Annotated in this window: 14 protein-coding genes; 1 reads left to right on the forward strand and 13 read right to left on the reverse strand. The window is 72.1% G+C overall.

Going from position 1 to position 13,932, the window contains the following annotated elements:
• Positions 1-2: 2 nt before the first annotated feature.
• The 13 genes from secD to pgsA all read right to left on the reverse strand — a co-directional run bounded on the left by secD (position 3) and on the right by pgsA (position 11,599).
• Complete coding sequence (secD, locus tag ACIBEC_RS04235; RefSeq protein ID WP_396287728.1) at positions 3-1,802, reverse strand: protein translocase subunit SecD; 1,800 nt, start codon at positions 1,800-1,802, stop codon at positions 3-5.
• 147 nt (positions 1,803-1,949) lie between these two features.
• Positions 1,950-2,357 (reverse strand): preprotein translocase subunit YajC, encoded by a 408-nt coding sequence (gene yajC, locus ACIBEC_RS04240; RefSeq protein WP_360498469.1) that lies wholly within the window; start codon positions 2,355-2,357, stop codon positions 1,950-1,952.
• A gap of 259 nt (positions 2,358-2,616) precedes the next feature.
• Complete coding sequence (gene ruvB, locus ACIBEC_RS04245; RefSeq protein WP_360498467.1) at positions 2,617-3,717, reverse strand: Holliday junction branch migration DNA helicase RuvB; 1,101 nt, start codon at positions 3,715-3,717, stop codon at positions 2,617-2,619.
• Positions 3,718-3,772: 55 nt separating this feature from the next.
• Positions 3,773-4,384: a Holliday junction branch migration protein RuvA gene (ruvA, locus tag ACIBEC_RS04250; RefSeq protein ID WP_360498465.1), complete on the reverse strand. Its 612-nt coding sequence runs from the start codon at positions 4,382-4,384 to the stop codon at positions 3,773-3,775.
• A complete protein-coding gene (gene ruvC / locus ACIBEC_RS04255; protein ID WP_360498545.1) occupies positions 4,381-4,932 on the reverse strand; it encodes a crossover junction endodeoxyribonuclease RuvC in 552 nt (183 codons plus the stop codon). Before ruvC ends, ruvA begins: the two co-directional genes overlap by 4 nt.
• 142 nt (positions 4,933-5,074) lie before the next feature.
• Positions 5,075-5,833: a YebC/PmpR family DNA-binding transcriptional regulator gene (locus ACIBEC_RS04260; protein ID WP_360498463.1), complete on the reverse strand. Its 759-nt coding sequence runs from the start codon at positions 5,831-5,833 to the stop codon at positions 5,075-5,077.
• Between the two features lie 100 nt (positions 5,834-5,933).
• On the reverse strand, positions 5,934-6,557 hold the full coding sequence (gene pdxT, locus ACIBEC_RS04265) for a pyridoxal 5'-phosphate synthase glutaminase subunit PdxT (protein ID WP_360498461.1): 624 nt from the start codon (positions 6,555-6,557) through the stop codon (positions 5,934-5,936).
• 103 nt (positions 6,558-6,660) lie between these two features.
• Complete coding sequence (pdxS, locus tag ACIBEC_RS04270) at positions 6,661-7,572, reverse strand: pyridoxal 5'-phosphate synthase lyase subunit PdxS (protein ID WP_030300161.1); 912 nt, start codon at positions 7,570-7,572, stop codon at positions 6,661-6,663.
• A 128-nt stretch (positions 7,573-7,700) separates the two neighbouring features.
• Complete coding sequence (locus ACIBEC_RS04275; protein WP_360498543.1) at positions 7,701-8,201, reverse strand: hypothetical protein; 501 nt, start codon at positions 8,199-8,201, stop codon at positions 7,701-7,703.
• A gap of 88 nt (positions 8,202-8,289) precedes the next feature.
• Positions 8,290-8,658, reverse strand: coding sequence for an isomerase (locus ACIBEC_RS04280; RefSeq protein ID WP_360498459.1), 369 nt, complete (start codon positions 8,656-8,658; stop codon positions 8,290-8,292).
• Positions 8,659-8,747: 89 nt separating this feature from the next.
• The gene (locus ACIBEC_RS04285; protein WP_360498457.1) at positions 8,748-9,932 is read right to left on the reverse strand and encodes a glycosyltransferase family 4 protein; all 1,185 of its coding nucleotides are present in this window, start codon (positions 9,930-9,932) and stop codon (positions 8,748-8,750) included.
• 40 nt (positions 9,933-9,972) lie between these two features.
• Complete coding sequence (locus ACIBEC_RS04290) at positions 9,973-10,935, reverse strand: phosphatidylinositol mannoside acyltransferase (RefSeq protein WP_360498455.1); 963 nt, start codon at positions 10,933-10,935, stop codon at positions 9,973-9,975.
• A gap of 16 nt (positions 10,936-10,951) precedes the next feature.
• Entirely contained in the window at positions 10,952-11,599 is a 648-nt protein-coding gene (gene pgsA / locus ACIBEC_RS04295; RefSeq protein ID WP_360498541.1) for a phosphatidylinositol phosphate synthase, read from the reverse strand.
• A 254-nt stretch (positions 11,600-11,853) separates the two neighbouring features.
• Between pgsA and ACIBEC_RS04300 the strand changes: the two genes are divergently transcribed.
• Positions 11,854-13,899, forward strand: coding sequence for an elongation factor G-like protein EF-G2 (locus ACIBEC_RS04300; protein ID WP_360498453.1), 2,046 nt, complete (start codon positions 11,854-11,856; stop codon positions 13,897-13,899).
• The last annotated feature ends 33 nt before the right edge of the window (positions 13,900-13,932 follow it).

The raw sequence follows: 13,932 nt of genomic DNA on the forward strand, positions 1-13,932 counted from the left end.
TGTCAGGCCTCCTTCACGGCGGCAGAGGAGGAGTTACGGCGACGGCTGCTGCGCAGCGGCGGGCGGGCGCCCAGCCGCTTGGGGTCCAGGCCGGACCACGGGTGGCCGTTCAGGAAGAACTTGCGGCGGGCCAGCAGCGTGATCAGCGGCTTGGTGAAGAGGAAGATCACCACGACGTCGAGCGCGGTGGTCAGCCCCAGCGTGAACGCGAAGCCCTGGACCTTGCCGACCGAGACCACGTAGAGCACGGCGGCACAGAGGAAGGAGACGAAGTCCGAGACCAGGATGGTGCGCCGGGCGCGCGGCCAGGCACGCTGGACCGCCGGGCGCAGCGGGGCGCCCTCGCGGACCTCGTCGCGGATGCGCTCGAAGTACACGATGAAGGAGTCGGCGGTGATACCGATCGCAACGATCGCACCGCAGACCGCCGGCAGGTTCAGCGCGAAGCCGATCCCGCCGCCGAGCAGGCTCATGATCGAGTAGGTCAGGATCGCGGAGACGATCAGGCCGGCGATCGAGACCAGGCCGAGGCCGCGGTAGTAGACCAGCGAGTACGCGACGACCAGCAGCATGCCGATCGCGCCGGCCACCAGGCCGGCCTTGAGCTGGTCGCTGCCGAGCGCCGGGGAGACGGTGGTGATGTCGCTCTTGGCGAACTCCAGCGGCAGGGCGCCGTAGCCCAGCACGTTGGCGAGGTCCTGCGCCTCGGTCTGCGAGAAGCGACCGGTGATGACCGCGCTGCCGCCCGGGATCGGGCCGTTGACCTGCGGGTGCGAGACGACCTGGTTGTCCAGCACGATGGCGAACTGGTTGGTCGGCGGGGCCTGGGTGGCCAGCTGGCCGGTGATCTTGGAGAAGGCGTCCGTACCGGTGCCGTTGAACTGCAGCTGGACCTGCCAGCCGGCGCCGGTCTGGGTGTCGAGCGAGGGCTGGGCCTTGGTGACGTCCGAGCCCTTCACGGCCACGGGGCCGAGGGCCAGCTTCTCGTAGTAGCCGTTCTCGGCCTTCTGGGAGCAGGCGACGACGGCCTTGTCCTCGGGGCCGGTCTGGGTGGCGCGGACCTCGGGCTTGGTGCAGTCGAGGGCGGCGAAGGCGGCGGACAGCTCCGGCGGGACGGTGCCCTGGGTCATCGCGGCGCTCAGGTCGGCGGCGCTCGGCGGGGTGGCCGGGGCGCTCGGAGCGCCGGTGGCGGCCGGGGCGGCGCTGCCGGTGGCGGGGGCGGACGGGCTGGCGCCCTCGGCGGCCAGCGCCTCGCCGACGGTGCGGCCCTGCTTGGTGGCGCTCGCGGTCGCGGACGGCGTGCCGGTCGCGGCACCGGCCGGCGGGGTGGCACCGGCCGACGGGGTCGCGCCCGGGGTGCCGGTGGCGGCGGCGGACGGGGTGCCGGTGGGCGTCGGAGCGGTGACACCGCTGGGGGCCACGGCCAGGACCGGGCGGAAGAACAGCTTGGCGGTGGTACCCACCTGGTCCGCCGCGTTCTGCTGGTTGCCGCCCTTGGGGATGTTCACGATGATCGTGTTGTCGCCCTGGGTCTGGACCTCCGCCTCGGAGACACCCATACCGTTGACACGGCGCTCGATGATCCCGGTGGCGATATCCATGTTGGACTTGGTGATCGCCTTGGGGTCGGTCGACTTCGCGGTCAGCGTGATGCTGGTGCCGCCTGCGAGGTCGATCCCGAGTCGGGGCTTGGTGTTGCCCGTCCCGAACATGAGGGCGACCAGTCCGACGGTGACGACCAGGATGAGGGCCAGCGCCCGCCCTGGGTAGCCGTCGCGCGGGCGCGACTTGGGTGTTGCCACCTTGCTCGTTTCTCCCTGTCCATGCCACCTCCCCGACCGGACCCCCGTCCGGCTCGTGGCTGAACGGGGGTACGGAGGTTCTGCGGCCCTGAGGTCCTGTGGGCTCGCGGCACTGCGCCGCGCGGCCGAGCGGATTGCCCGGCCGTACTACTTGCTCGCGGGAGCCCCGCCCTCGACGTCGCCCTTCTCGGCGCTGTCCTTGGTGAGCGACAGCGGCTTGTCCTCGACCGGCTCGGCGTCGGCGTCCTCGGCCTCCGGCTCGGGAAGCTCGTCGTCGGCGGGGCGACCGTTGATGATCGCGTCGTACTCCTGGGGGTCCAGGACGGCCGCGATCGCGCTCTTGGTGAAGTGGGTGACCACGCCGGGCGCGATCTCCAGCTCGACGGTCTCCTCGTTGACCGCCTTCACCTGGGCGTACAGACCGCCGATGGTGCGCACTCCAGCCCCGGGCTCCAGCGCGGTCTGCATGCTCTGCTGCTGCTGCTGGCGCTTCTTCTGCGATCGGAACATGAGCACGATCGCGACGACCGGGAGGAGAAGGATGATGAGGTTCACTGCAGCCAGGGTCCTTTACGGGCCGCCGGCCGGCGGCCTGTGTGGTATTGGTCGGCCCGTCAGGTGAGAGGGGCGGTCCGGCGGAGTCTATGCAACCCCGAATCGATCGGACAACGCCAAGCATCGCATCCTGTTGCCGAAAGTGGCGAGCCTCCGCCTGCACAGATTCCCCGGGCTTCCCTCGTGACTCCTCCTTGCGGTGCGGCGGCTGCACGGGCGGGGACGGCCCGGTACGGCTCACCCGTTCAGCCGATGACGGTCAACTTTCGTCGGCCGGGAAGAGCTCCGGTTGCGGCGGGACGCCGCCGCGGTTCGCCTGGAGCGGCGGGGTCTGCGCCCGCGAGGTCTGCGCCGGAGGAGTCAGGCCGAGGTGCTGCCAGGCGGCGGCGGTGGCGATCCGCCCGCGCGGAGTCCGGGCGAGCAGGCCCTCGCGGACCAGGAAGGGCTCGGCGACCTCCTCGACCGTCTCTGCCTCCTCCCCCACCGCGACCGCGAGTGTCGACAAACCGACCGGTCCGCCGCCGAACAGCCGCAGCAGCGCGTCCAGCACCGCGCGGTCCAGCCGGTCCAGGCCGCGGGCGTCCACCTCGTAGACGGCCAGCGCCTGGGCGGCGATCCCGGCGTCGACCTGGCCGTCGTGCCGGACCTGCGCGTAGTCGCGGACCCGGCGCAGCAGCCGGTTGGCGATGCGCGGGGTGCCGCGCGAGCGCCCGGCGATCTCGGCGGCGCCGGCCGTGTCTATCTCCACGTCCAGCAGCGCGGCCGAGCGGTGCACCACCCGCTGCAGCTCGGCCGGGGCGTAGAACTCCATGTGGCCGGTGAAGCCGAAGCGGTCGCGCAGCGGGGGCGGCAGCAGGCCGGCCCGGGTGGTGGCGCCGACCAGCGTGAAGGGCGGCAGCTCCAGCGGGATGGCGGTGGCGCCCGGGCCCTTGCCGACGATCACGTCGACCCGGAAGTCCTCCATCGCCATGTAGAGCATCTCCTCGGCGGGCCGGGACATCCGGTGGATCTCGTCGAGGAAGAGCACCTCCCCCTCGGTGAGCGAGGAGAGGATCGCCGCGAGGTCGCCCGCGTGCTGGATGGCCGGGCCGGAGGTGATCCGGATCGGGGCGCCCAGCTCGGCCGCGATGATCATGGACAGGGTGGTCTTGCCCAGCCCGGGAGGCCCGCTCAGCAGGACGTGGTCGGGCGCGCTGCCGCGCTTGCGGGCGGCCTGGAGCACCAGGGACAGCTGCTCGCGCACCCGCTCCTGACCGATGAACTCGTCCAGCAGCTTGGGGCGCAGCGCCGCCTCGACCGCCTGGTCCTCACCGTCGGCGGCGGCCGTGACCAGCCGGTCGGCGGGTTCCGAGTCGTACATCGTTACGGGCTCCCAAGTCTCCAGAGTCGACAAACGGACAGATCGTCAGATGGCCTCAGCGGGCGCGGTTGAGGCCGCGCAGCGCGAGTCGGAGCAGGGCGCCGACGTCCGGCGTCTGCTGGGCCTCGGCCTCCGGGGTGACGGCCGCGACCGCGTCGTCCGCCTCGCGCGGGGCGTAGCCGAGGCCGGTCAGCGCGGAGTGCAGCTGCTCGCTCCACGGCGCCGGGCCGGCCGCGACCGGCTTCTGCGCCGGCACCGAGCCGTGCGGGGCGCCCAGCTTGTCCTTGTACTCCAGCAGCAGCTTGGCCGCCTTCGCCTTGCCGATGCCCGGGACGGCGACCAGCGCCTTCTCGTCGCCGTTCGCGACCGCGGCCCGCAGCGCGTCCGGGCTGTGCACGCCGAGGATCGCCTGCGCCAGCTTGGGGCCGACGCCCGGCGCGGCCTGCAGGATCTCGAAGACCGCGCGCTCGTCGTCGTCCGCGAAGCCGAACAGGGTCAGCGAGTCCTCCCGGACCACCAGGGAGGTCGCCAGCCGGGCCGACTCGCCCAGGCGCAGGCCGGCCAGCGTGTTCGGGGTGCACTGCACCGCCATGCCCACCCCGCCGACCTCGACCACCGCGAGCCCGGAGGAGATGGCCGCCACGGGCCCTTGCACGAAGGCGATCACCGGAAGGTTCCTTTCACGGGGGTGGAGCGGGTTGTGGCGCGGGCGGCCCGGACGGCGGCCTCCAGGCGGTTGGTCGCCCCGCCGCGCCAGATGTGGCAGATCGCTAGCGCCAGCGCGTCGGCGGCGTCCGCGGGCTTGGGCGGGGCGTCCAGCCGCAGCAGGCGCTGCACCATGGCCGTGACCTGGGCCTTGTCGGCCCGGCCGGAGCCGGTGACGGCCGCCTTGACCTCACTGGGAGTGTGCAGGGTGACGGGGATGCCGCGGCGCGTGGCGCAGAGCATCGCGACCGCGCTGGCCTGGGCGGTGCCCATCACGGTGCGCACGTTGTGCTGGGCGAAGACCCGCTCGACGGCGACCAGATCGGGCCGGTGCTCGTCCAGCCAGGCCTCGATGCCCTCCTCGATCTGGAGCAGCCGCTGCCCGATCTCGGCCTCGGCGGGGGTGCGCACCACCCCGACCCCGACCATCCGCAGGGGCCGGCCCGGCGCGCCCTCGACCACGCCGACCCCGCACCTGGTCAGCCCCGGGTCCACACCCAGTACCCGCACCACTCGCCCCGCCTCCCGTCTCCGACCTGCGAAGGCTACCGTCCGGGTCCGACAACCCGACCGACGACACCGGCCCGGCGGTCCTGGGACCACCGGGCCGGGCAGTGAGAACGATCACTCAGCGAGGATCAGCCACCGAGGATCACTCGGCGTCGAGCTCCGCACCGACCTCGTCGGAGATGTCGAAGTTGGCGAAGACGTTCTGCACGTCGTCGCTGTCCTCGAGGGCGTCGATCAGCTTGAGGATCTTGCGGGCGCCGTCGATGTCCAGCTCGACCTGCATGCTCGGGAGGAAGTTGGCCTCGGCCGAGTCGTAGTCGACGCCGGCGTCCACCAGCGCGGTGCGCACGGCGACCATCTTGGAGGCCTCGGAGACGATCTCGAACGAGTCGCCGAGGTCGTTGATCTCCTCGGGCTCCTGGTCGAGGACGACCTCGAACAGCTTGTCCTCGTCCACGCCGTCGGCCTTGGGGACGATGACGACACCCTTACGGGTGAACAGGTACGACACCGAGCCCGGGTCGGCCATCGAGCCGCCGTTGCGGGTCATCGCGACGCGCACGTCGGAGGCGGCGCGGTTGCGGTTGTCGGTGAGGCACTCGATCAGGACGGCGACACCGTTCGGGCCGTAGCCCTCGTACATGATGGTCTGGTAGTCGGCGCCGCCGGCCTCCAGACCGCCACCGCGCTTGACGGCGCGGTTGATGTTGTCGATCGGGACCGAGCTCTTCTTCGCCTTCTGGATGGCGTCGTAGAGGGTCGGGTTGCCCGCCGGGTCGGGTCCGCCGGTGCGCGCCGCCACCTCGATGTTCTTGATCATCTTGGCGAAGAGCTTGCCGCGCTTGGCGTCGATCACGGCCTTCTTGTGCTTGGTGGTAGCCCACTTAGAGTGGCCGGACATCGCCAGCTCCTTTACGTCGCCAAAGGGAAATGAACAGATGAGATCTTACCGGTGTCGTCACCGGTAAGGCGCACACGGTCAGCACGCTGTCAGGACGCGCTCAGCGCGCGGCCGCCGCGAGGTGCTCCTCGACCATCTTGACGAAGTACGCGTGCACCCGGTGATCACCGGTCAGCTCCGGGTGGAACGAGGTGGCCAGCAGGTTGCCCTGGCGCACGGCCACGATCCGGCTGTCCGGACCGTCCGCGGCGGGCAGTTCGGCCAGCACCTCGACGCCCGCACCGACCGCCTCGACCCAGGGGGCGCGGATGAAGACGCCGTGCACCGGCGCGTCGTCCAGGCCCTTGAAGGCGATCCCGGACTCGAAGGACTCGTTCTGGCGGCCGAAGGCGTTGCGACGCACCGTCATGTCGATGCCGCCGACGCTCTCCTGGTCCTCGCGGCCGTCCAGGATCTTGTCCGCCAGCATGATCATGCCCGCGCAGGTGCCGTACACCGGCATGCCGGCGGCGACCCGCTCGCGCACCGGGTCCATCACGCCGAACAGCAGCGCCAGCTTGGACATGGTGGTGGACTCCCCGCCGGGGATCACCAGCGCGTCGACCTCGGCCAGTTCCTCCGCACGGCGCACCGGACGGGCGAGCGCGTCGGCCTCGGCCAGCGCCACCAGGTGCTCGCGGACGTCGCCCTGCAGGGCGAGGACGCCGATGACTGGAGTGCTCACGGTCTTCAACCTCAATCGATCGTTACTACGGAAGTACGTGGCACGGCCCGCCGCAGCGCCGAAGCGCTGGGGCGGGCCCGGGCCCTCGGAACCTGCGGGGCGACTACCAGCCGCGGTTGGCGTAGCGCTCGGTCTCCGGCAGGGTGTCGCAGTTGATGCCGACCATGGCCTCGCCGAGGTTGCGGGAGGCGTCCGCGATGATCTTCGGGTCGTCGAAGAAGGTGGTGGCCTTCACGATGGCGGCGGCGCGCTTGGCCGGGTCGCCCGACTTGAAGATGCCGGAGCCGACGAAGACGCCCTCGGCGCCCAGCTGGCGCATCAGCGCGGCGTCGGCCGGGGTGGCCACGCCACCGGCGGAGAACAGCACGACCGGCAGCTTGCCGAGCTCGGCGACCTCCTTGACCAGCTCGTACGGGGCGCGCAGCTCCTTGGCGGCGGCGTACAGCTCGTTGTTGTCGAAGCCGCGCAGCTTGGCGATCTCGTTCTTGATCTGGCGCAGGTGGCGGACGGCCTCGACGACGTTGCCGGTGCCGGCCTCACCCTTCGAGCGGATCATGGCCGCGCCCTCGGCGATGCGGCGCAGGGCCTCGCCCAGGTTGGTGGCGCCGCAGACGAAGGGGGTGGTGAAGGCGAACTTGTCCGAGTGGTTGACCTCGTCGGCCGGGGTGAGCACCTCGGACTCGTCGATGTAGTCGACACCGAGGGACTGCAGGACCTGGGCCTCGACGAAGTGGCCGATGCGAGACTTGGCCATCACCGGGATGGAGACCGCGGCGATGATCTCCTCGATCATGTTCGGGTCGGACATGCGGGCCACGCCGCCGTCCTTGCGGATGTCGGCCGGAACCCGCTCGAGCGCCATGACGGCCACCGCGCCGGCGTCCTCGGCGATCTTGGCCTGCTCGGCGTTGACCACGTCCATGATCACACCGCCCTTGAGCTGCTCGGCCATGCCCCGCTTGACCCGGGCGGTGCCGATCTGGGGCTGGTCTGCGGTGGTGGGGGTGGTGGACACGTGAGACCTCACTCGAAGATGAACCAGTGCTATCGCCCTATGGTAGGCGGAACGGGTGGCCCCTCCATGCGCCACCGAGTCCAGCCAGGGCGAAGGGATACGACAAACGGGCCGTATCCGTGGACACCCTAAGCAGGCGCCCCTTCCGGCGTGAGAGCGGGCGGCGGGGCGTCGTCCATTTCGAACGCCATCGGGAACGGGGCCTTCCCGGCCAGCCGGAAGTACCGCACCAGCCGGTGCTCGCGCACCGCGCGCGCCGCCCGCACCGCGTCGTTGTGGAACCGGCGGGCCATCGGCACCCGGCGCACCGCGGCCGTCAGATCACGAACCGCGTCATCGCCACCCGGCTCGGCCACCAGCGCCGCCACCTGCTCCGGCTCCTCGAGCACCGCCCGCAGCGCCAGGCTCAGCTGGCTCTCCGCCACCTCGCGATGCTCGTCCTCGGCCTGCCGGGCCGCGTGCGCCGCGTCCAGCAGCAGCAGCGAGGCCGCCGGATCCAGCAGCGAGGACGTCGCCAGCTCGATCGCCACCGAGGCCCGGCGGACCAGCTGCGCGTCCAACGCCGCCCGCGCGGCGTCGATCCGGGCGTGCAGCCGGTCCAAGCGACCGGCCGTCCAACTCAGGTACATGCCGAAGAGCACGACGGCCACGCCGGCCCAGATCCAGGTAGTCACGGGCCGCTACGTTACCGGGTGTCACCGGCCGGCCCGACCGGCGTCAGCCGGCCACGACCGCGTTCCGGTAGCTCTCCCGCTCGATGTCCGCCAGGTTGACGGCGGTGAACAGCCGGGCGCCCGGCGCCGGCTTCACGTGCTCGGCCAGCAGCGCCAGGACACCCGCGCCCAGCGCCGCCTTCGCCTCCGGCGTGCGGCCCGGGAACATCTGGACCTCGACGTACACCTGGACGTCGGACGGGGTCCCGCTCGTGCCGACCACGAGCTCCTCGCTCTGCCGGAACAGCGTCTTGCAGGACTCCGGCTTCGCGTCGATCGTCTCCTCGGCGAGCCGGTTGATCGCCAGGCCCAGCGCCCGGCGGTCGAAGCCGCCGGCCAGGCCGGCCGAATAGTCGACGGAGATGTGCGGCATCGGTTTCCCCCATGCAGTGAAGCGATACGGTCGCCCGACCCTAACCCCGCCCACACCGGGGCCGACCACGACCCCGCCGCGGCCCCGGATCAGTCCCTGGCCAGCCCGAACCGGCCGCGCCGCCCGCTGCGCTCGTCCTCCTCGACCACCGCCGCGGCCCCCGCCGTCACCGTCTCGTACACCGACAGGATGTCCGCGCCCACGGTCGACCAGTCGAACCGCCGCACATGCCGCGACGCCGCCATCCGCAGCTCCTCCAGCCGCGCCGGATCGCCCAGCAGCCGCAGCGCCGTACGGGCCAGCGCCTCCGCGTTCTCCACCGGGAACAGCTCGCCGGCGTCCCCGCCGTCCAGCACCTGCTTGAACGCGTCCAGGTCGCTCGCCAGCACCGGGGCACCCGCCGACATCGCCTCGACCAGGATGATCCCGAAGCTCTCGCCACCGGTGTTCGGCGCCACGTACAGGTCCACGCTGCGCAGCAGCCGGGCCTTCTCCGCGTCGCTCACCATGCCGAGGAACTCCACCTGCCGGCGCACTTCCGGCGCCAGGCCCGCGACGGCCTCCTCCTCGTCGCCCTTGCCCGCCACCAGCAGCCGCACCCCCGGCCGCTGCGCCAGGATCCCCGGCAGCGCCGCCAGCAGCGTCGGCAGGCCCTTGCGCGGCTCGTTGATCCGGCCGATGAAGCCGATCGTGCCCGGCTCCCCCTTCGCCGCGTGGCCCATCCAGCGCTCGTCCGGCTCTGCGTCCGCGAAGAAGCCCACGTCCACGCCGTTCGGGATCACTACCGCGTCCCCGCCCAGGTGCTCCACCAGGGTCCGCCGGGCGTACTCCGACACCGCGATCCGGGCCCGCATCTTCTCCAGGCCCGGCTGCAGGATCGGCGAGGCCGCGATCATCGCCCGCGAGCGCGGGTTGGAGGTGTGGAACGTCCCCACCATCGGCCCGGTCGCCGACCAGGCCGCCAGCATCGACAGGCTCGGCGAGGCCGGCTCGTGCACGTGCAGGATGTCGAAACGCCCGTCGTGCAGCCACCGCCGCACCCGCGCCGCCGACAGGATCCCGAAACTCAGCCGCGCCACCGACCCGTTGTACGGCACCGCCACCGCCCGCCCGGCCGAGACCACGTACGGCGGCAGCGCCTCGTCGTCCTCGGCCGGCGCCAGCACCGACACTTCGTGCCCCAGGCCGATCAGGTGCTCGGCCAGGTCCCGGATGTGGAACTGCACCCCACCGGGGACGTCCCAGTCGTACGGGCAGACGATGCCGATCTTCACGGATTCCTCAAGCTCCTTCGGACAGTCGTACGGGCCGGACTCAGGACCCGGAGGCCTCGGCCGCGGGCTCGGGGGCCGCCTCCGCGCGCACCGCGGAGGGCTCCTTCACCGTCTCACGGACCGCAAGGTCGGCCAGCCAGAACTTCTGCAGCATGTGCCAGTCCTGCGGGTGCTCGCGGACGCCCTGCTCCCACACGGCCGCCATCGCCTGGGTCATCGCCCGCGTCCCCTCCTTGCGGTCGCCCTCCTCGGGCACCGCCACCTCGGGGTGGATCCGCGCCCGCAGCACCGGGCCGTCGTACCAGAGCGTCACCGGCAGCAGCGCCGCCCCGGTCCGCCGGCACAGCGCCGCCGGACCGGCCGGCATCCGGGTCGCCTCACCGAAGAACGACACCTCGATGCCCGCCTCCGACAGGTCCCGGTCCCCCACCAGGCACACCAGCCGGCCCTCGCGCAGCCGCCGCGCCAGCGTGCCGATCACGTTCACCGAACCGCCGGTCAACGCCAGGACCTCCATGCCCAGGCCCTCCCGGAACGCCACGAACCGGTCGAACAGCCGCTCCGGCTTCAACCGCTCCGCGACCGTGGTGAACGGATAGCCCTGCTGCGCCACCCAGGCGCCCGCCAGGTCCCAGTTGCCCATGTGCGGCAGCGTTATCACCGCGCCCCGACCGGCCTCCAGCGGCGCCCGCAGGTGCTCGAAGCCCTCCACCTGGACGTCCCGCGCCACCCGCTCCCGGCTCCACACCGGCAGCCGGAACGACTCCATCCAGTACCGCAGGTACGAGCGCATCCCGGCCCGCGACAACGACCGCAGCGCGGCCTCGTCCAACCCCGGACGGACCCGGCGCAGGTTCGCCTCCAGCTGCAGCACCCGCTTGCCGCGCTTGCGCCACGCGTAGTCCGCCAGCCGGTCGAACAGCCCCCGCGCCCACGACTCCGGCAGGTGCTTCAGCAGCCCCCACCCCAGCGCGTACGCCCAGTACACCAATCGGTCCGTCACCTCAGGACGCCCCCCATCAGCTCCCGGCCGCCGCTCGGTCGGCCTCGAACGCCTCCCGGCGCACGGTCAGCATCCGCTGGAACACCGTCACCAGACTGCCCACCGCCACCAGCCACAACGCCACCGGCAGCAGCCACTCCACATACGGCACGCCGAACGTGTGCAGACCCGCGACCCCGGCCGCCACCAGGCTGGCCACCAGCCGCTCGGCCCGCTCCACCAGCCCCGACACGTCACACGGCAGGCCCTGGCTCTCCGCCCGCGCCTTGGTGTACGACACCACCAGACCGCTCGCCAGGCAGAAGATCGCCACCGCGCACAGCAGGTTGTCGTCCCCCTTGCCCGCGTACCACATCGCCAGGCCGCCGAAGATCGCCGCGTCCGCGACCCGGTCCAGCGTGGAGTCCAGGAACGCCCCCCACTTGCTGGTCCGGCCCAGCTGACGGGCCATGTTCCCGTCCACCAGGTCCGAGAAGATGAACAGCGTGATCGTGATGGTGCCCCAGAAGAACTCCCCGCGCGGGAAGAACACCAGCGCACCGGCCACCGAACCGGCGGTACCGACCAGCGTCACGGCGTCCGGGCTCACGCCCAGCCGGATCAGGAACGCGGCGAACGGGGTCAGAACACGTGTGAAGAAGGCACGCGCGTATTTGTTGAGCATGGCCTTCCCAGCCGCTCCGATCTCCCAGATACCCGCCTGGCGCAACACACGCGGCAGACGGCCGAACGAATCAGCCCGTCCGGCGCACCCATCGTAGCCACGCCGACGACACGCTCCGCCGCACGCACCGCCGAACGACGCGCCCGCCACCGCACGCACACGTACGGTCACCGACCGGCCGTACGACACGCGCCACCGCGACACCCGACCCTAGACTGCGATGGACAGCCTCGGCGCCACGGGAGGAGACCCCGATGCCCGACCGCAGCACGGTACGAGCCGGCCAGGCACCCGCCGTCACCGGCCCCCGGGACCTGCGCAACGTCGTCCTCATCGGCCCCAGCGGTGTGGGCAAGACCACCCTCGCCGAATCCCTCGCCCACGCCGCCGGAGCCACCGGCCGGGCCGGCCGCGTCACCGACGGCACCACCGTCTCCGACCACGAGGACATCGAGCACCAGCAGCAGCGCTCCGTCCAGCTCTCCGTGCTGCCGCTCGAATGGAAGGGCGTCAAGATCAACCTGATCGACCCGCCCGGCCACCCCGACTTCACCGCCGACCTGCGCGCCGCCCTGCACGCCGCCGACGCCGCCGTCTTCGTCGTCTCCGCCACCGACCCGGTCACCGCCCCCACCCGCGCCCTGTGGCGCGAATGCGCCGCCGAGGGCATCCCCCGCGCCATCGCCGTCGCCAAACTCGACGTCGCCCGCACCGGCTTCGACGACATCCTCACCGCCTGCCACGACGCCTTCGACCTGGGCCCGGACACCCTCCGCCCGCTCTTCCTGCCCGTCCTCCACGACGGCCGGCCCGACGGCAGCGTCGACCTGCTCACCGGCGACACCTACGGCGACGCCACCCCGCTCCCCGACACCGGCCCCGCCCACGACAGCCTCGTCGAGGCCATCTCCGGCCAGGACGACACCCTCATGGAGCGCTACCTCGCCGGCGACACCCTCGACGCCGACGCCCTCGAAGCCGGCCTGCGCCGCGAAGTCCTCGACTGCACCCTCCACCCCGCCGTCCCCACCAGCGAGAACGGCCTCGGCGCCGCCGAACTCCTCGACCTCATCGCGCACACCTTCCCCGACCCCACCGAACGCACCCGCCCCGGCCCCGCCTGCGACCCCGACGCCCCGCTCGCCGCCCAGGTCGTCCGCGTCACCGGCGACGCCTACGTCGGCCGGATCAGCCTGCTGCGCGTGTACGCCGGCACCCTGCGCCCCGACACCAAGATCCACCTCGTCGGCCCCGCCCACACCGCCGACCAGAACGGCGACGAACGCGTCACCGCCCTCACCAGCCCGTTCGGCAAACTCCAGCGCCCCGTCCCGCACGCCGTCGCCGGAGACCTCGTCTGCGCCGCCAAACTCACCGCCCGCGCCGGCGACACCGTCCACGACCCCGGCCACCCCGTCGAACTCGACGGCTGGACCCTCCCCGAACCCCTGCTCCCGATCGCCGTCGAAGCCCACAGCAAGGCCGACGACGACAAGCTCTCCCAGGCCCTCAACCGCCTCACCGCCGAGGACCCGGCCCTACGCCTCGAACAGAACCCGGACACCCACCAGCTCGTCCTCTGGTGCACCGGCGAGGCCCACGCCGAAGTCGTCCTCGACCGCCTGCGCACCCGCCACAACGTCCACGTCGACACCGTCGAACCCAAGGTCGCCCTGCGCGAGACCTTCGGCACCGCCGCCGCCGGACACGGCCGCCTCGTCAAGCAGTCCGGCGGCCACGGCCAGTACGCCATCTGCGACCTCGAAGTCGAACCCCTCCCGGCCGGCTCCGGCTTCGAGTTCCAGGAACACGTCGTCGGCGGCGCCGTCCCCAAGCACTTCATCCCCTCCGTCGAGAAGGGCGTCCGCGCCCAGCTCGCCAAGGGCGTCTCCACCGGATACCCGCTCATCGACGTCCGGGTCACCCTCACCGACGGCAAGGCCCACTCCGTCGACTCCTCCGACGCGGCCTTCCAGAACGCCGCCGCCCTCGCCCTGCGCGACGCCGCCGAGCACGCCGTCATCCGCCTGCTCGAACCCGTCGCCGCCGTCAGCATCCTGCTGCCCGACGACTACCTCGGCGCCGTCCTCGGCGACCTCTCCGCCCGCCGCGGCCGGGTCCTCGGCACCGAGACCGGCGGATCCGGCCTCACCCTGCTGCGCGCCGAGGTCCCCGAACTCGAACTCGTCCGCTACCCGGTCGACCTGCGCTCCCTCACCCACGGCACCGCCGAGTTCACCCGCGCCTACCTGCGCCACGAACCCATGCCGACCGCCCTCGCCGAGCGCCACACCGGCTGAACATCCCCACCACCGGGCGGACTTACGGCCGAC

The organism is Kitasatospora sp. NPDC051164 (assembly GCF_044455625.1).
Lineage (GTDB): Bacteria > Actinomycetota > Actinomycetes > Streptomycetales > Streptomycetaceae > Kitasatospora.

What these genes read in the sequence shown, in the direction of transcription:
- ruvB (WP_360498467.1), bottom strand. Translation starts at nt 3,717, where the DNA reads ATGTACGACTCGGAACCCGCCGACCGGCTGGTCACGGCCGCCGCCGAC.
- ACIBEC_RS04260 (WP_360498463.1), bottom strand. Translation starts at nt 5,833, where the DNA reads ATGTCCGGCCACTCTAAGTGGGCTACCACCAAGCACAAGAAGGCCGTG.
- ACIBEC_RS04275 (WP_360498543.1), bottom strand. Translation starts at nt 8,201, where the DNA reads ATGTACCTGAGTTGGACGGCCGGTCGCTTGGACCGGCTGCACGCCCGG.
- ACIBEC_RS04280 (WP_360498459.1), bottom strand. Translation starts at nt 8,658, where the DNA reads ATGCCGCACATCTCCGTCGACTATTCGGCCGGCCTGGCCGGCGGCTTC.
- pgsA (WP_360498541.1), bottom strand. Translation starts at nt 11,599, where the DNA reads ATGCTCAACAAATACGCGCGTGCCTTCTTCACACGTGTTCTGACCCCG.
- ACIBEC_RS04300 (WP_360498453.1), top strand. Translation starts at nt 11,854, where the DNA reads ATGCCCGACCGCAGCACGGTACGAGCCGGCCAGGCACCCGCCGTCACC.